This is a genomic window from Brevibacillus jepli, from assembly GCF_047229145.1.
Classification (GTDB): Bacteria; Bacillota; Bacilli; order Brevibacillales; family Brevibacillaceae; genus Brevibacillus.
In genome coordinates, this window is sequence record NZ_JBFEFW010000005.1 from 278,962 (window position 1) to 295,196 (window position 16,235).

The 16,235-nt window shown below is 50.8% G+C and carries 16 protein-coding genes; 4 read left to right on the forward strand and 12 right to left on the reverse strand.

Annotated elements, in window-relative coordinates; all coding sequences use genetic code 11:
• Nucleotides 1-6: 6 nt before the first annotated feature.
• From AB1L17_RS08210 to AB1L17_RS08220, 3 genes are read right to left on the reverse strand one after another with little or no spacing between them, the layout of a single operon-like run.
• Nucleotides 7-891 (reverse strand): dihydrodipicolinate synthase family protein, encoded by an 885-nt coding sequence (locus AB1L17_RS08210; protein WP_412846557.1) that lies wholly within the window; start codon nucleotides 889-891, stop codon nucleotides 7-9.
• Between the two features lie 28 nt (nucleotides 892-919).
• Nucleotides 920-1,945 carry a 4-hydroxyproline epimerase gene (locus AB1L17_RS08215; RefSeq protein ID WP_412848865.1) on the reverse strand — a complete coding sequence of 342 codons (1,026 nt, stop codon included), beginning with the start codon at nucleotides 1,943-1,945 and terminating at the stop codon, nucleotides 920-922.
• Nucleotides 1,942-3,138: an NAD(P)/FAD-dependent oxidoreductase gene (locus tag AB1L17_RS08220; protein WP_412846558.1), complete on the reverse strand. Its 1,197-nt coding sequence runs from the start codon at nucleotides 3,136-3,138 to the stop codon at nucleotides 1,942-1,944. The genes AB1L17_RS08215 and AB1L17_RS08220 overlap by 4 nt, the downstream gene beginning before the upstream one ends.
• A 205-nt stretch (nucleotides 3,139-3,343) precedes the next feature.
• Here AB1L17_RS08220 and AB1L17_RS08225 point away from each other — a divergent pair, with 205 nt between their 5' ends.
• On the forward strand, nucleotides 3,344-5,053 hold the full coding sequence (locus tag AB1L17_RS08225; RefSeq protein ID WP_412846559.1) for a sigma-54 interaction domain-containing protein: 1,710 nt from the start codon (nucleotides 3,344-3,346) through the stop codon (nucleotides 5,051-5,053).
• Nucleotides 5,054-5,293: 240 nt separating this feature from the next.
• On the opposite strand, the gene AB1L17_RS08230 is transcribed toward AB1L17_RS08225, so the two are convergent.
• From AB1L17_RS08230 to AB1L17_RS08265, 8 genes are all read right to left on the reverse strand, one after another.
• Entirely contained in the window at nucleotides 5,294-5,590 is a 297-nt protein-coding gene (locus AB1L17_RS08230) for a hypothetical protein (RefSeq protein ID WP_412846560.1), read from the reverse strand.
• Between the two features lie 120 nt (nucleotides 5,591-5,710).
• Nucleotides 5,711-6,427 (reverse strand): ABC transporter ATP-binding protein, encoded by a 717-nt coding sequence (locus AB1L17_RS08235; protein ID WP_412846561.1) that lies wholly within the window; start codon nucleotides 6,425-6,427, stop codon nucleotides 5,711-5,713.
• Complete coding sequence (locus AB1L17_RS08240) at nucleotides 6,424-7,200, reverse strand: ABC transporter ATP-binding protein (RefSeq protein WP_412846562.1); 777 nt, start codon at nucleotides 7,198-7,200, stop codon at nucleotides 6,424-6,426. Before AB1L17_RS08240 ends, AB1L17_RS08235 begins: the two co-directional genes overlap by 4 nt.
• The gene (locus AB1L17_RS08245; RefSeq protein ID WP_412846563.1) at nucleotides 7,163-8,170 is read right to left on the reverse strand and encodes a branched-chain amino acid ABC transporter permease; all 1,008 of its coding nucleotides are present in this window, start codon (nucleotides 8,168-8,170) and stop codon (nucleotides 7,163-7,165) included. Before AB1L17_RS08245 ends, AB1L17_RS08240 begins: the two co-directional genes overlap by 38 nt.
• 3 nt (nucleotides 8,171-8,173) lie before the next feature.
• Nucleotides 8,174-9,076 carry a branched-chain amino acid ABC transporter permease gene (locus tag AB1L17_RS08250; protein WP_412846564.1) on the reverse strand — a complete coding sequence of 301 codons (903 nt, stop codon included), beginning with the start codon at nucleotides 9,074-9,076 and terminating at the stop codon, nucleotides 8,174-8,176.
• A 41-nt stretch (nucleotides 9,077-9,117) separates the two neighbouring features.
• Nucleotides 9,118-10,263, reverse strand: coding sequence for a branched-chain amino acid ABC transporter substrate-binding protein (locus AB1L17_RS08255; protein WP_412846565.1), 1,146 nt, complete (start codon nucleotides 10,261-10,263; stop codon nucleotides 9,118-9,120).
• Between the two features lie 21 nt (nucleotides 10,264-10,284).
• Nucleotides 10,285-11,958 carry a peptide ABC transporter substrate-binding protein gene (locus tag AB1L17_RS08260; protein ID WP_412846566.1) on the reverse strand — a complete coding sequence of 558 codons (1,674 nt, stop codon included), beginning with the start codon at nucleotides 11,956-11,958 and terminating at the stop codon, nucleotides 10,285-10,287.
• Nucleotides 11,959-12,180: 222 nt separating this feature from the next.
• Nucleotides 12,181-13,248 (reverse strand): M24 family metallopeptidase, encoded by a 1,068-nt coding sequence (locus AB1L17_RS08265; RefSeq protein ID WP_412846567.1) that lies wholly within the window; start codon nucleotides 13,246-13,248, stop codon nucleotides 12,181-12,183.
• A gap of 148 nt (nucleotides 13,249-13,396) precedes the next feature.
• Between AB1L17_RS08265 and AB1L17_RS08270 the strand changes: the two genes are divergently transcribed.
• Genes AB1L17_RS08270 through AB1L17_RS08280 form a run of 3 tightly spaced genes read left to right on the forward strand, consistent with a single transcriptional unit; the run spans nucleotide 13,397 to nucleotide 15,203 of the window.
• The gene (locus tag AB1L17_RS08270) at nucleotides 13,397-13,669 is read left to right on the forward strand and encodes a (2Fe-2S)-binding protein (protein WP_412846568.1); all 273 of its coding nucleotides are present in this window, start codon (nucleotides 13,397-13,399) and stop codon (nucleotides 13,667-13,669) included.
• On the forward strand, nucleotides 13,666-14,001 hold the full coding sequence (locus tag AB1L17_RS08275; RefSeq protein WP_412846569.1) for a (2Fe-2S)-binding protein: 336 nt from the start codon (nucleotides 13,666-13,668) through the stop codon (nucleotides 13,999-14,001). Before AB1L17_RS08270 ends, AB1L17_RS08275 begins: the two co-directional genes overlap by 4 nt.
• Nucleotides 13,998-15,203 (forward strand): NAD(P)/FAD-dependent oxidoreductase, encoded by a 1,206-nt coding sequence (locus tag AB1L17_RS08280; protein ID WP_412846570.1) that lies wholly within the window; start codon nucleotides 13,998-14,000, stop codon nucleotides 15,201-15,203. The genes AB1L17_RS08275 and AB1L17_RS08280 overlap by 4 nt, the downstream gene beginning before the upstream one ends.
• Before the next feature lie 30 nt (nucleotides 15,204-15,233).
• Here AB1L17_RS08280 and AB1L17_RS08285 read toward each other — a convergent pair whose 3' ends face one another.
• Complete coding sequence (locus AB1L17_RS08285; protein ID WP_412846571.1) at nucleotides 15,234-16,061, reverse strand: DUF2161 domain-containing phosphodiesterase; 828 nt, start codon at nucleotides 16,059-16,061, stop codon at nucleotides 15,234-15,236.
• Nucleotides 16,062-16,235 lie beyond the last annotated feature (174 nt).

Genomic DNA, 16,235 nt, shown 5'->3' on the forward strand with positions numbered 1-16,235 from the left:
CCCTCCTTATCGTCCGCTTGGAGCCCCGACAGCGTATTCAAACGCCTTTTTAATGCCTGCGTAGTATTCTTCGGTGAGCGGCAGACGCGGCGGACGAGTCGGTCCTACCGGGAAGTTGGCCAGCTCCATCATGTATTTAATCGACTGAACCAGCTGTGGGCTCGCGTCATAGTGGAACAACGGCAGTAGTCGACGATAAAGCGCCTGTGCCTCAGCCAGCTTGCCTGCTCGTGCAAGACGGAACAGCTCCACGCCTTCTTTTGGCAGCGCATTCGGCACACCTGAAATCCAGCCTGTCGCTCCGATCAAGCCGCCCTCCATAACGAGATCGTCTACACCGACCATGACTTCCAAGTCCGTCTGGGCGAGTATATCCTGCATGCGGCGTACGTCTCCGGAGAATTCCTTCACCGCGACTATATTTTCAAACGCAGCCAGTCTCGCCAAAATGTCCGGCGTCAGGTCGATTTTGTAATCATGCGGGTTGTTGTAGGCGATTATCGGCAGCCCGACTGTATTGAGTGCTTCGTAGTGGGCAAACACCTCATTTTCCAATGGCTTGTAGTTAATCGGAGGAAGGGCCATCACGCCTGCTGCTCCAGCATCCTTGGAGAATTGCACCCACTCCACTGCTTGACGGGTAGACGGAGCGGCAGAGCCAACAACCACGGGAACTCTACCTTTTGCGGCTGCAATGACGGTATGGATGACTTTTGCCCGTTCTTCCCCTGTCATCGTCGCGTATTCCCCCAACGAACCGGATGGAACCAGACCGTCTACGCCCTCCTGAATCAGCCAGTCACACAATTCTGTCAAACGCTTGTAATCCACCTCATAATCGCTTGTAAACGGCGTCACAATCGCCACGTATACCCCTTCAAATCGTGCCATTTTCATTCTCCTCTCATGGTTTCGTTTTTTAATGGTCGGTTGCGGCTGGTATGAGCAAGAAGCCATTCGCCAGCTCGTCTTCCGGATTGTAAAAAATCGTATGCTTGCCCATCAGCCAGGCAGAGCCTGCAATTCGTGTGATGACAGCAGGCAGCCCCCCTTCCTCCGTCGAGCGCAGCACACTGCCTGTAAACAGTGAACCGACGATACTCTCGTGCACAAACGGTTCGTCTATGCCGATTTCTCCCTTGGCATACAAGGTCGCCAGCTTGGCGGAAGTACCCGTTCCACACGGCGATCGATCAATTCCGCCCGGCGGTACGACGACGGTATTTTTCACGTCAGCTCCCGGATTATCAGGCGTCGTATAGAACTCCACATGTGTCAGCCCGCGAATAAATGGCTTTTCCGGATGAACGATCTCCACGGCCTGATTGATCGCTTTGCGAATGGTGACGGCCGTATCGACAATGGCGGAAGCATTGGCAGGCGTCAGTTCGAGATGGAGCTTGCTTGCATCCGTAATCGCATAAAAGTTTCCGCCGTACGCAATATCGCAGGTGACTGTCCCAATCCCTTCTACTTCCACAGTCAGATCTTGCTGGTAGAGGAAGGCCGGAATGTTCACAAAAGATACTTCCTTCGCCTTCCCCCCCTCTACCTGTATGTCTACCTCGACCAGTCCTGCTGGCGTATCGAGCTTGAGCGTTGTCACCGGCTCCGTTACGGGAATCATGCCTGTCTCCACCAACGCCGTACATAGACCGATCGTATCGTGGCCGCACATCGGCAAATATCCGCCTGTCTCGATATAGATCACCCCCACATCCGCATCCGGATGGCATGGGTCAACGATCAAGGCCCCGGACATCACATCATGCCCGCGCGGCTCATACATCAGAAACGTGCGAATCCAGTCGTACTCGTCCTTCATCTGCAGCATTTTTTCTCCCATCGTGGTACCTGACAGCTTCGGCAGACCACTGATGACCGTGCGGGTAGGGTTTCCCCCGGTATGCGTATCGATGGTCGTAAACACCCTTGTTGCTTTCATGGATGCAACACTCCTTTTTTCGTAAACCGGTCCAAACGCAGCGGCTCTGTCGGAATGATGGTATCTGACTGATCGACCAGCATCTCGGACACCAGCTTGCCTGTGACGGCTGCCAGACTGATTCCGTCTCCTTCATGACCAGCCGCGATGAAGTAACCGGGAACTTCTTCTACGCGAGAAATAATCGGCAAGTGATCCTCTGTCCACGGGCGCAGTCCGCAATACGTGCGAATGATAGCGAAGTCGGCGATCTTCGGATAAAAGCGCAGCGCTCTTCTCGCCATGCACCTGACGACATTCAGATCGATTCGGGTGTCGAAGCCGACGAACTGACGGCTTGAGCCAATCAAGAAATTTTGGCTCTCTGTCGGTTCAAATACAAGCGCGACTCCGTACTTCTCTGTCTCCTCGTCTACTTGCCGCACTCCGCCAAACTTCGAAATGAGATAGCCGAACTCCATCACCTTTCGCACGCCGACAGGCATCTGCCGTGAAGCAACGATCAAATGCCCTTTGCGCGGAACGATCGGAATATCCACCTCGACCATTTTTCCGATGACGGGTGCCCATACTCCTGCTGCGTTCACGACCTGCCTGGCCGTCATACTACTACCTGTGCCAGTCTCGATGTGAAACGTTCCCGTCGCCTGATCACGTCTGAGCGACTTGACCTCTGTGCGCCGCATGATCCTCGCTCCATGCTTTTTCGCTCCTTCAAACAGGGCGAAGGTCAGCATGTACGGATTGACGGTAGAATCGGTGGCACACTCCAAGCCTCCCAGCAAATCGTCGGCAAAGTAAGGCGATTCCTGCCGAATATCCGCTCGGTCCAGCATCCGAAACGGCAGTCCGGCTTCTTTTTGCCGCCTCACCCATTCATGGGCGGCTTCCATCTCGGCCTCCGATTCGCAGACGAGAATGCTCCCCGGTGCCCGATATTCAAACGTATGGTCCAGCTCCCGACTTAGCTGATCGACAAGCATCTGGCTTTTCAGGGACATCTGGCTGTCAAAGCCGGGGTCCTTGTCGATTGCCAAAATATTCCCGTCACAGCGCGAGGAAGTCCCAGATGCCAGCTCGCCTTTTTCCAGGACGACGATCTCTAATCCAGCCTTGGCAGCGTAATACGCAATCGCCGCGCCGATAATGCCACCGCCGATTACCGCAATCTGCGCATGAGTTTGTCCTGTCATGGCTGATTCTCCTCACATGCGTATTGAGTCTTCTTGACTGCTTCTCACCTACTCACCTACTCTTTTTGCAAAAGCCATGCCAATTGCTACTAGCACCATTCGCGAAATATTTCGTCTAAAATCTTTGACAGACATAAAAGCGTATGTATAATAAGTGAGAAAATGTTCAAAATTTTATACACTTGAACTACTTCTTGAAAAAGGAATGATCGGGTTGAATCACAAACTTCCTGCCTTAACTGAGTTGATGCAGACAAACATGCGGATTACCAAAGATCACGAGCTTCTCCCTCATCCATTGGAGGAAGACATTCCTGTTTTTGCCCATCGTGCGACCAGCTGGCATGTCGCCTGTTCCTCCCGATTAACCGCCAACTCCCTGATCGATTGCACACAGTCTCCTTGGGAACCAACGGCTGTGATCGCGCCTGATACAACACTTGCTGATGCCATTCGCTTACTTGCCACTTACAATTATCTCCTCATCGAAAAACAGCCCGGAGTCCCTGTCGGCTATCTCCACCGAGGTACCGTCTTACAAGCCATCTTTACCTCGTATGAAATCTTGGAAGCGTACTTCGAGACGATGATCAAAACCATGGACGCTTCCATATCTGTCATCGATGAAAAAGCACGCGTCATGGTTTGGACAGAAGGGGCAGAACGAATCTTTTCCTTGAAAGCCAAAGAAATGATTGGTCGCCCGATCACCGAATTTTTCCCGCTCGAAATGCTCGAAACACTCAAATCGCTCCAAACCGGACAATCGCTCTACCGTCATCAGCATCAGCCGCGGGAGGATCTCGTCGTGCTCATCAATACCAGCCCGATTTATTTGCATGACAAAATCATCGGTGCGGTCGCGGCCGAAACGGATATCACGAGCCAGGTCCGACTGAATCAGGAGCTGTTGAACGCCAATAAAAAAGTGAATCACTTGCAGCAGGAAATGGCGAAACTCAGCCCGACACCTGATCCTTTCGCGCAGATCAAGGGGACGAGTCTTTCCATTCGTCATATCAAGTCCATGATCCAGAAGCTCAGCGCCACACAAGCAACCGTCTTGATCACAGGGGAAAGCGGCGTGGGCAAGGAGCTGTTCGCCAAAGCCGTGCATGATGTGCGGGAAGGCTCCAACGCCCCCTTTATTGCCATAAACTGTGGCGCTATCTCGCCTACTTTGTTTGAAAGCGAGCTGTTCGGGTACGAAAAAGGTGCTTTTTCTGGTGCGGATCAAAAAGGGAAAAAAGGAATGATTGAGCTGGCACGTGGAGGAACGCTGTTTCTCGACGAAGTGGGAGAAATGCCGCTCGATATGCAAGTGAAGCTGCTTCGCGTACTTCAAGAGAAGAAGTATTATTCAGTCGGTGGGACCAAGCAAATTGAGGCAGACTTCCGTGTAGTTGCTGCCACGAATAAAAACCTGGAGGAGTTAGTGAAGGAAGGGAAGTTTCGCCAAGACCTTTTCTATCGGCTCAATGTCGTGACGCTGAAAATCCCTCCGCTTCGAGAGCGCATTGAAGATACGATTGAACTCGCCCACTTTTTTCTCTATGAATTCTCTTTACGTTACAATCGTCCCATTCATGCCATCTCGCAAAACGTGATGCAAAACTTGCTCCAATACGACTGGCCAGGCAACATTCGCGAGCTGCGAAATGCGATTGAACGTTTGGTGGTTTTTGCGACGGACGGGATCATCAAAGAAGAAGATTTGCCGTATTCTCTACAGGGGCAGACCAAGCAGGCTCCGGTCGAGCTCCCTCCCGATCTCTTTTCGCTGCAAGAAGAAATCGAAGCCCATGAACGCCGTGTCATATTGCGAGCCATCGAGCTTGCAAACGGCAACAAGCAAGCCGCTGCGAAAAGACTCGGCATATCGCGGGCTACGCTCTATAACAAATTGGGCAAATAAAAAACGTTGTCGTTCAACGATTGTGCACGGGGGAAGCCTTGCCACATGTTTTCCAGTCGCCTTTTTCCTCTCTTCGTTCGGGCGGTCTCCTTCCAAACATGTGACAAGGCTTTCGGGCGGTTAGGTGTTCTTCCTACTTTTCAAAGCGTTATTGGGTTGGTCAAGGTAGATTGTTTGTACTAGCTGATCATCTTGAGTTACGAATTGCGACTGTGAAGCATTTGTAGTTCGTTTTGAAGTTTAATGCTCGAAAGCAGCTGATTTTCCTTCTTGAATCGACTTGCAATCATGTTTTACATAAGCCGCGTAAGAAGAAGCGGATTTCCAGTCCAAGCGCCTCTGGAGCCCATCCCAGCGTAGGAATGAATGGCGGGGAATTTCAGCTTCACTCATGGAATACTTCTTCGAAGCTTCTACGTTTGAAGCGCTTCCGCCATTTTTTCCGAAGCGGCCAGTCAATCCCCCTTGCGGTGCGTAGGCCGAAGCGTAGACTGGAAATACGCTTCTTCCCCCACTACAGCCTCTTTCTACAACCAAAAAACGCACGCCACCTCGAACAAAAATCAGGAAACCTTCGCCCCTCTTTAGGCGGCAACACCTCAGACAAAATACGGATCAATTCCATGGTTGATTCCTCCTTTGTCATCGGGCACTCCCTTACGCGCCCAAATACGCCTTGACGATCGAATCGTCAGCACGAAGCACGTCTGCCTTATTTTCCATGACGATACGCCCTGTCTCCATTACATAGCCGCGATGAGCCAGCCTCAGCGCGGCCTTGGCATTTTGTTCGATCAAAAGGATCGTCGTGCCTTGCCTGTTTATTTCTCTGATTATATTCATGATCTCCTGCACAATGATTGGGGCGAGCCCCATCGACGGCTCATCTAGCATCAAGAGCTTTGGACGTGCCATGAGACCGCGGCAGATTGCGAGCATTTGCTGCTCCCCTCCGCTCAGCGTTCCTCCCATTTGTTCACTCCGCTCCTTCAATCTGGGGAACAGCGCGAAAGCCTGCTCAATCCCTTCTGCGATGACCGCCTTCTCTTTTCTCTGTGTAAAGCCGCCCAGCTCCAAATTTTCACGAACAGTCAATCCAGCAAATATCCGCCTGCCTTCCGGTACATGAATGATGCCTGCCTCGACAATTTGGTGTGGAGCCCAGCCTGCTACACTCTTTCCATGAAGCAAGACGTCTCCGCTGCTTGGTCGGACGATCCCCGAAATCGTTTTGAGTGTAGTGCTCTTGCCCGCACCATTGCTGCCTAACAGTGCGACAATCTCTCCTTCATGCACGTGCAGGTCGATGCCTTTGAGCGCCTCAATCTTGCCATAAAACGAACGAATGCCGCTAATCGTCAAAAGTGGCGTCACATCGCCTCCTCCTCCTTACCCAGGTAGGCTTCCACAACACGCGGATTGCTGAGAACCGCCTCGGGAGTTCCCTCTGCGATCTTCTGTCCGTAGTCGAGGACGATTACTTTTTCCGATATTTTTTTGATCAAACCCATGTCATGCTCAATGATCAGCACAGTCAGCTCGTAATGACTACGTATCCGCTTAATCAAAGCAATCAGGTCTTCCTTCTCCTCATAGTTCAGTCCTGCTGCAGGCTCGTCGAGGAGCAGCACCCGCGGCTGGGTAGCCAAAGCCCGGGCGATTTCCAGGTAACGCTGTGCTCCATATGGCAAGTTCTTGGCAATTCGCTCCTGACTGTCTTCCATGCCCACGAAACGAAGGCAGTCCAGTGCCGTATCCTCGATTACTTTTTCCTCCCGCTGCTGCGCCCGTGTCTGCCAAAGCGCTCCCCAGACGGTTTGGCTCGTGCGGCTGTGCATGCCTGATTTGACGTTATCCAATACTGTCAAATTGGGAAATAGCCGCAAGTTTTGAAACGTTCGCGCCATGCCGAGCCGCGTGATTTGACTTGGCTTTTTCCCCACGAGCTGATTGCCTTCCAATAAAATCTGCCCCGCAGTCGGGCGATAAAATCCGGTGATCATGTTAAAAACGGATGTTTTCCCCGCTCCATTCGGTCCAATGATGCTGGTGATCGAGCCTGGGCTAATGTCAAAGGACAAATCGTTTACCGCTGTCAGTCCGCCGAACTTAAGCGTTACATTTCTCACTGTCAAGCTTGACATCATCGCTGCCGCCCCCTTTCGTAGCCACCTCAGCCTCACCACGACTAGCGCCTCGATTCGATTCATAGCGGGCCGGCCACAGTCCTTGAGGTCGGAACAGCATCATCGCGACCAGTGCGGCACCGAAGATCAAATACCGCCAGTCTTCCACCGAGCGCAGCAGCTCCGGCAACGCAATGACCAGCACAGCCCCCAGGACGACGCCAGGAATGCTGCCCAAGCCCCCCAACACCACGGCCAGAAGGATCATGATGGACTGGGTAAAGCTAAAGCTGAGCGGCGCGATCGCACTCATTTTGACAGCAAAAACAGAACCGGCCAAACTCCCGATGACTGCTCCGATCGAATAGGCCAACAGCTTCATGTTGATTCGGTTGATGCCCATTGCCTCCGCTGCATCCTCGTCCTCGCGAATATACATCCACGCCCTGCCGATTCGGGATGTGCCCAACCGCTTCACAGCCAAGACCGCCAATACAGCAATGACCAGGATCAAATAGTAAAAGTCGATCTGTCCGCCGAGAACATAGCCCCCGATGGATGGGCGCGGGATTCCGTAAATGCCAGAAGCTGATCCCGTAATGCTCAGATTAATCGCCAAAATACGAATGATTTCCCCAAACCCGAGGGTGACAATTGCCAGGTAGTCACTGCGCAGCCGTAGTGTGGGTGCACCGATGATCACACCCACAATGGCTGCAAATACCATAGCCACAGGCAATGTCAGCCAGAACGACCACTGGTAGACCGTCATCAAAATGCCTGTCGTATAAGCGCCTACTGCAAAAAAAGCGGCGTAGCCCAAGTCGAGCAATCCAGCAAAGCCCACAACCACGTTCAGCCCCTGGGCCAAGACGACGTAGAACAAGGCAAGTGTCGCAACATCCAGCCAGTAGTTATTGGACAAAAACGGCAACACAAACGCGACGACGAGCAACAGGACGACAGCGATTTTTTTTGGAAATAAATTCATCCGCTACATCCTCTCTGTCACTTTCTCACCCATAATGCCCGTCGGCTTCAAAACAAGAATCAGGATCAGCAGGGAAAACGCCACGACGTCCTTCCACGATCCCCCGAATATAAACGTGCCCGCTGTCTCCATCATCCCGAGCAACAGCCCGCCCAGCATCGCTCCGGGTATACTGCCGATCCCTCCCAAAACAGCGGCCGTAAACGCCTTGAGCCCAATGATAAAGCCCATCATGAAATTGACGGTTCCGTAGTAAGCCCCTGCCATCGTACCTGCTCCTGCTGCCAGCGAAGCACCGATAAAAAAGGTCAAGCCAATGACTTTATGCACATGGATTCCCATCAAGTGACAAGCTGTCTGATCGAGCGCAATCGCTCGCATAGCCTTGCCGTACAGCGTCCGATTGATGAATAGATGCAGGCCAAACATCAAGATTGCCGAGATGATAACAAGCCCGATTTGAATAAAAGTGATTTTTGCCCCCAGCAAGCTGATACCGTCATGGGAGAGCTGCAAGGGATACACTTGATACTGCGCGCCCCAAGCAATCATCGAGCCATTTTCCAAAAAGAGCGAGACACCAATAGCCGTAATCAAGATGGAGAGTCGGGGAGCGAGCAGAAGCGGCCGGTACGCCACCCTCTCGATCCCCATCCCGATGACACCGACAATCACCATCGTCAGCAATAAGACAATCAATATACCCATCAAGCCTGCTCCAGAATTGTCGCCACCAAGCACGCTGAGTAAGGAATAGCCGACAAATGCACCCAGCATATACAGATCGCCATGCGCGAAGTTCAGCAGCTTGATAATGCCAAAAACCATCGTGTAGCCCAATGCGATCAGACTGTAAAAAGCACCGATGACCAGTCCGTCCGCCAACGTTTGGACAAGAATATCCATTCCTCCACCATCCTTACTAAAGGCAATATTTTACGTTTGGCCTACTTCGCTAACGTGAACTTACCACCTGTCACTTTCAGGACGGCGAAGTTGGAGGTATCCAGTGTATTTTGGGCGTTGAACGATATCGTTTGACCGAGCGCCTTGAAATCCTTTGTCTCTTTGATCGCTTTTTTGATGGCGTCACTATCCGTCGAGTTGGCTCGCTTGATTGCATCTGCCAGGAGATTGACTGCATTGTAGCTCAGTGCAGAGAAAGGACCTGGCGCCAGATTGTTGTAGGCTTGCTTGTACTCAGAAGTGAACGCTTCTGCTCCCTCGATGAATTCCGCTGTAGGTGTCGCGGTAATCAAAAGCCCTTCCGCATTGTCTACGCCTGCAATCTTGATGACGTCTTCGCTGAATGAGCCATCGCCTGCGAGGAACAGACCGGATACGCCTTTTTGCTTGAATTGCTTGACCATGAGTCCACCCGCTGCATAGTAGCCAGTAAAATACGTCGCGTCCGGCGTAAGACCTTTTATTTTGGTTACCAGTGCGCTGAAATCTTTTTCTTCGGGATTGATCGCTTCATACGCAATGACCGTTCCGCCGGATTTTTCAACGGATGCTTTGGCAAAATCGGCCAAGTCTTTGGCGTAGGCTGAATTGTCATGAATAAGCACGACTTTTTTCGCCTGGTTCGCTGCCATGTAATCTGCTGCGGTTTGTGCTTGGTCTGGGGTTAGGCCGTTGATCAAAAATAGGGTGTCATAGCCTTGGGAGGGTAGCTTGGCTGAGTTGGCTGCGGGAACGATCATGGGAATGTTGGCATTCTTGAATACGCCTGATGAGGGTAGTGTCGCACCTGAGCAGTAGCCCCCAACAACCGCCACAACATTTTGGGAGACCAGCTTATTGGCTGCCGTCGTCGCCATTTGCGGATCACATCCATCATCGGCCACTTCAATCTTCAATTTCTTTCCAATCACACCGCCGCTGTCGTTGATTTTTTTGACAGCCATTTCGATGGCATTTTGCATGTCTTTTCCATCGGTTGCGTTGTTACCAGTTACTGGAAGTATCACACCAACCAGTATCTCGCTAGCGTCTGCACCACCGGTAGACGATCCTTGATTGGCACATCCCGCTACAGTCAGCGATAGCGTCAACATCGTGGCGACTATCACGCTTCCCCATTTTTTCATAGCCCTTCCCCCGTTCGAATATTATTCGATTGATGCCCATTTCCAGTCGATTGCGCCCAGACCATCCTGGAAGATTCCTTTTACCTTGTCATTCTTCACCCATGTATGTGTATAGAAATAGATCGGCATGATCGGCATTTCGTCCATCATGATTTGCTCAGCTTCACGCAGAATCGCCTTGCGCTTTTCCGGATCACTCTCTGTGGCCGACTGATTCAACAGCTCTTTGAATTTCGGATTTTCCCAGCGTGTATCGTTGTTACCCCCGTCCTTTTCCTTAAACAGCTCCAGGAAGTTGATCGGATCGTTGAAATCGCCAGACCAGCCGAGACGACCTACCTGATAGTTGCCCTCGTGCATGGTCTCGAGGTACACCTTCCATTCTTGATTTTCCAGCTTCACTTCTGCACCCAGGTTTTGACGCCATTGATCTTGAATCGCCTCAGCAATCTTTTTATGCCCTTCTGAAGTGTTGTAGCTGAGCTTAATCGGCGGTAGCTTGGAGATGCCCAGCTCCTTCATTCCCTCTTCCAACAGCTTTTTGGCCATTTCTTGATCATTGTCTTTGAAGTAACCACCTGTATTCAGACCCATTGTGGGGGGAACTGCTGCCATAGCTGGCTGCTGATTTGCTTGGAGGACGTTATCAATCAGGATTTGGCGGTTGATGGAATAGGCAAAAGCTTTGCGGATCTTCACGTTATTGAACGGAGGTTTCTCTGTATTGAACTTGTACCAGTAGGTAGCACCGACAGGCTTCACTTGCAGCTTTCCACTGTCTTTGAGCGCTGGCATCGCATCTGTAGGCAGCGAGCTTAATGGACTACCTGCCCAGTCTATCTCGCCATTTTCGAACATGGACAGCTCTGTATTTTCATCCTCCACCATCGAGAACTCGATCTTGTCCAGCTTAACGCTATCTTTGTCCCAGTAGTTGTCGTTTTTCACGAGTACCATTTTGCTTTTGTGTTCCCAAGACTCCATTTTGAATGGACCATTTCCCAAGTGTGTTTTGGCATCTCCAGCCCACTTTTCATCCGACTCGACTACTTTTTTATTTACCGGGAAATAAGTTTGGAAGGCAGTTAGCTCCAGAAAAAACGGGGTTGGATTCGTCAACTCTACTTGCAGTGTCTTGTCGTCCAATGCTTTTACACCGACATCATCCAAGCTGCCATTTCCTTTGTTCGCCTTCTCCGCATTCTTGATGTAATAGAGCTGGTATGCGTAATTGGACGCTGTCTTCGGATCGAGGGCTCGCTTCCACGCATATTCAAAATCGTGCGCAGTGACAAGCTCGCCGTTGCTCCATTTGGAGTCTCTCAGCTTGAATGTGTATGTTTTCATGTCACTCGATACTTCGATCTTCTCAGCAACAGCTTCCTCTGGCTTGCCAGAAGGTCCGATGCGTGTCAATCCATCAAAAACCGCTTTGACGATAGCTGCTGAGGTCGTGTCTTCGGCAAGTCCAGGGTCACCTGTAGGCGGTTCAGAGTGAAGATTCCAGCGAAGGACTTGTTCTTTCCCTTGTTGTTTTGACGTGTCGGCAGTTGCAGCTGTTGGTTGTGTGCTCGATTGGCCAGTCTGTGCTGCTTGCTCGGCTGGCTTCGCTGCTGGCTGCCCACCTCCACACCCTGCCAATGCTAATCCCATGACTGCAATGCTGCTCATTACTGCAAAAATACTTTTTTTCATTTGATCAACCCCCATTATTCAGTCGTTTTTTGTTGGTTTTCAGAATTATCAGAATGCAAGAGGCGTGCCAAAAATGAATGAGGCAATAGTGTAGTCTTGCGGTTGGTATTTGTAAATTTTTTTATACACTGATCTTCTCGTTGTGTTTCAAATTTTAGACACCCGCTTTTCGACAGAAAAAAGCCTCAGCCCACTTACTCGGCCAAGGCTCTGTCCCTTGTTTTACAAAATGATCAATTCGCGCGGTGAATGCGTCAGCACCTCGTTGCCACTCTCGGTCACAACCAGATCGTCTTCAATACGGACCCCACCAAGCTCCGGGATATAAATGCCTGGCTCCACTGTCAAAATCATGCCTTCCTGGAGAACAGCCGTACAACGCGTGGACATGAATGGCTCCTCATGAATATCCAAGCCCACTCCATGGCCCATACCATGCCCGAATCGCTCGCCATAGCCTTGCTCCGTGATGTAATCCCGTGCGAAGGCGTCCGCTTCACTCCCGGTAATACCAGGACGAATGCCTGCAACAGCCCGGTTGCGTGCTTCTAGTACGATTTCGTAGATGGCTTTTAGCTGTTCATCAGGAGCACCGACGGCAACTGTACGGGTAATATCAGAGCGGTATCCTTGGTACAATGCGCCGAAGTCCATCGTGACCATATCACCTGCTGCAATTTTCTTTTCACTCGCTACGCCATGAGGAAGTGCGGAACGATGACCAGAAGCAATGATGATATCAAAAGCAGAGCCCGAGGCCCCCTCATTTCGCATGAACGTTTCCAATTCGTTAGACACAGCAAGCTCTGTTATGCCTGGACGCAGGATGGAAGTAATGTGTACAAATGCAGCATCGGCGATTTGCGCAGCCGTTCGGATGATGGCTAGCTCGCCCGATGTCTTGATCATCCGCAGTCCCTCAATGACACCTGAGGTAGGGATGAACGCTGTGTTGACTGCCTCGCTGTATTTGCGATGCAAAGCAAACGTGACATTCTCCTCCTCAAAGCCGAGATTCTTGATCCCCATCGCTTCCGCCTGCCTGGCTACTTCACTGTAAACGGATTCTTTTGTCGGCAAATGAACGATCTCAAAGCCAGATGCTTGTGCTTGTGCTTGAACGGTGTAGCGGAAATCTGTGAAAAGCTTGGCCTGATTCCGGGAGACAAGGACAACACCGTATGTACCTGTAAAATTCGTGAGGTATCGGCGATTTTGTCCATTCGTGACCAAGAACCCATCAATTCCAAGCGAATCAAATTGCTCACGCAGCCTGTTTACTTTTTCCATCTCTGTCATCCCTCTTTTGTTAGTAATGATTTGGCTATTTCTTTGGGAAAACTCAGCAAGATTTGTGCCAGCTGGGAGAGCTCTCTTTCTTTTTTAATGGCACGACACTTGCATTTTTCATCGAGTAAGAATGAAAGGAGGCTTCATCATGGAATCGCATCCGTTGATCATCTGCCGCTGTGAAGAAGTAACTCTCGCTGAATTGGTAGAGACCGCCCAAACCTATCAATGCACTGCTCGCGAGCTGAAGCTACGGACAAGAGCCGGAATGGGCTGCTGCGGAGGGAGAACCTGCCGTATACTGATCGATCAGGTTATTGAGCAAGTAACTGGCCAAGCGCCTTCCCATACTGTACCTCTTGGGTACCAACCACCTGTCCGTCCTGTCTCATTTGAAACGCTTGGAGGTCGAAGGGCATGAGTCAACGAATCGATCATCACCCTGTCCTCGGTTCTCTCGGCGACAGAAAGCAGCTTCATTTTCATTATAACGGCTCTGTCTATACGGCTTACGAAGGCGAGACGATTGCGGGTGCCCTCTTGGCGGCAGGTATTCGTACACTTCGGGTCCATGAGGAAAAAGGAACGCCGCGAGGGATTTACTGCAATATCGGCCACTGTTATGAATGCCGTGTCCATGTAGATGGTGTGCCTACTGTTCGTGCTTGTATGACGCTTGTGCAGGAAGGTATGCAAGTAAATGCTGGTTCTGTCCTACCCACTCCACTGAAAAAAGGAGGGCATCATACATGATCGACCTTCTCATCATCGGGGCTGGACCCGCAGGCTTATCCGCAGCAATTGCAGCTGCCCGGCAGGGATTGGCTGTTCGTGTCGTCGATGAGTTTTACAGATCTGGGGGCCGCTTGCTCGGGCAGCTTCATGAAGAGCCGGACGGAGTTTGGTGGAATGGACTCGATGAGGCTGCTTGTCTCACGAAAGAAGCAATCGAGCTCGGGATCGAGATCTGTTGCGGCGTCTCTGTATTCAATCTTGCGCAAACCCAGAATGGCTGGGTTGTTTCTACGACAGAGGGGGATATTACAGTCCCGCTGCTCCTGATCGCAACAGGTGCGTCTGAAACAGCTGTGCCCGTACCAGGGTGGACTTTACCTGGCGTCATGTCAATCGGCGCAGCTCAAGTCATGACAAACGTGCAAAGAGTACAGGTAGGAAAACGCGGGGTCGTCATTGGGGTCAATGTATTGTCGGTAGCGATATCCCGTGAATTGCAGTTAGCTGGCGTTACTGTGGATCGGATGATTCTCCCGCCTATTACTACTGTCTGTGATACTGCTGGGCGACCAGACGCTGTGATGCAATCCTTATTGCGCGTCGCTCATCTTGCCCCGTCCTTGTTGATTCGGCTGGGGAGCAAGCTGATGGGAAGTCCGTGGATGCAAAAACTGGCAGTTGCTCTCTATCCCTCAAATGGATTTTCCATGTGGGATATCCCGATTCAGCTGCGAACAGCAGCCCTGGAGATCGTCGGAACAACACAAGTCGAGGGAGTTCGTATCGCACGGGTAGCAGCGGACGGTTCACCGATAGCTGGAACCGAGCAATTCGTTCCTGCTGATTTCGTCTGTATTGCGGGTGGATTGAATCCGCTCGCTGAATTAGCTGCAATTGCCGGATGTCCTTTTGCCTATATTCCTTCCTTGGGCGGACATGTCCCCTTACACAATGAAAGCATGCGAACGCCAGTCCCCGGTCTGTATGTCGCCGGCAATATCACAGGAATTGAGAGTGCCAAGGTAGCGATGGCTCAAGGCACTGTCGCAGGACTTTCTATCGCCAAAGCCCGTGGGAAGCTAGCCGATGCCCAACAGCTGTCCGATGCGATTCAGCAGGTGAAAATCGTCCGGCAAAACGCAACGATCCAGTTCCATCCTGATATTGTCGCTGGACGTGCACTAGTGGGGCAAATGACAGCAGAATGGATGGCGCACTAAATCATTTCTCCCATAGGAAAAGGCAGCCTGTCATCCTTTTGTGTCAGGCTGCCTTTGTTTTTTCTTTCTTGTGTTCGCTTTTGTAGTTGATGAGTGGGCCGACTCTGCACTTGGGGCAAGCGAGCTGTCTATTTTTTCTGCTTGTTCCTGATAATAAGCAATAAGCTCAGGGTACTCTGCGATTCCTCTCTCACCTGTCGGGGTGATTGCATACAGCCCCCGTTGCACACGTGTAAACCATCCATAATGATTTTGAATAAGAATGGACGAAGTCTTCTCTTTCGCTCCTTTGCTCTTGAGTGATTTTGGTGACAGCGGCCCATACTGCTGAAGCAGTGTCGCGATTTGAATGCAACTCTGCTTGTAAGCTGTCATGAGCTTGGTCTGATAGCTGCCACCAACGTTGTAATCGCCGTACCTTCCCTTCATTTCTTCAATGATACGGCTTCGCTTTTTTTGATTGAATTGCTTGCTTTTTACCCGATCAAAAGGTCCAGGGGAAATATTCACTTCCATGACTGCTGCCCCTCTTTTTGGAAAGGAAACGAGAATCAGACCAAGCTCGAGACGTCTGACCAAGTAGCATATATCTTGCCATTTTTTCGAATACAGCTTGTATTTGGGCTTCGGGATTGCGACATAAACAAAATCTGTATAGCGTTGTCGCTTGGTTGCCTGAATGAGCAATTCCACACTTAAGTTCCGTTTAAATTCAACAATAATCAGTTCCTCGTCTTTGATGGCCGTTAAATCACAATGCTTGACCTCTCCAAAAACGTCATAGCCTTGCGCGACAAAATAATTTCGAATCGGTTCGTACATGTCAGCTTCATATTTCTTCTCTGCTTTTTGTTCCATGTGCTCCCCTTCTTTTATAGGAAAAAGAGCCAATCCGTGGATTGACTCCTCTCTTCGTTATTCCTTCAAAACTGAATACGCATGATTGCTAAGAATTTGTGGATAAGTCCTCGACCGATTAGTATTCGTCAGCTCCACGCGTTACCGCGCTTCCACACCGAACCTATCAACCTC

Excerpts from the sequence above, each read along its gene's own strand:
- AB1L17_RS08210 (WP_412846557.1), bottom strand. The coding sequence starts at position 891 with ATGGCACGATTTGAAGGGGTATACGTGGCGATTGTGACGCCGTTTACA.
- AB1L17_RS08215 (WP_412848865.1), bottom strand. The coding sequence starts at position 1,945 with ATGAAAGCAACAAGGGTGTTTACGACCATCGATACGCATACCGGGGGA.
- AB1L17_RS08220 (WP_412846558.1), bottom strand. The coding sequence starts at position 3,138 with ATGACAGGACAAACTCATGCGCAGATTGCGGTAATCGGCGGTGGCATT.
- AB1L17_RS08225 (WP_412846559.1), top strand. The coding sequence starts at position 3,344 with ATGATCGGGTTGAATCACAAACTTCCTGCCTTAACTGAGTTGATGCAG.
- AB1L17_RS08240 (WP_412846562.1), bottom strand. The coding sequence starts at position 7,200 with ATGATGTCAAGCTTGACAGTGAGAAATGTAACGCTTAAGTTCGGCGGA.
- AB1L17_RS08245 (WP_412846563.1), bottom strand. The coding sequence starts at position 8,170 with ATGAATTTATTTCCAAAAAAAATCGCTGTCGTCCTGTTGCTCGTCGTC.
- AB1L17_RS08250 (WP_412846564.1), bottom strand. The coding sequence starts at position 9,076 with ATGGATATTCTTGTCCAAACGTTGGCGGACGGACTGGTCATCGGTGCT.
- AB1L17_RS08255 (WP_412846565.1), bottom strand. The coding sequence starts at position 10,263 with ATGAAAAAATGGGGAAGCGTGATAGTCGCCACGATGTTGACGCTATCG.
- AB1L17_RS08260 (WP_412846566.1), bottom strand. The coding sequence starts at position 11,958 with ATGAAAAAAAGTATTTTTGCAGTAATGAGCAGCATTGCAGTCATGGGA.
- AB1L17_RS08265 (WP_412846567.1), bottom strand. The coding sequence starts at position 13,248 with ATGGAAAAAGTAAACAGGCTGCGTGAGCAATTTGATTCGCTTGGAATT.
- AB1L17_RS08270 (WP_412846568.1), top strand. The coding sequence starts at position 13,397 with ATGGAATCGCATCCGTTGATCATCTGCCGCTGTGAAGAAGTAACTCTC.
- AB1L17_RS08275 (WP_412846569.1), top strand. The coding sequence starts at position 13,666 with ATGAGTCAACGAATCGATCATCACCCTGTCCTCGGTTCTCTCGGCGAC.
- AB1L17_RS08280 (WP_412846570.1), top strand. The coding sequence starts at position 13,998 with ATGATCGACCTTCTCATCATCGGGGCTGGACCCGCAGGCTTATCCGCA.
- AB1L17_RS08285 (WP_412846571.1), bottom strand. The coding sequence starts at position 16,061 with ATGGAACAAAAAGCAGAGAAGAAATATGAAGCTGACATGTACGAACCG.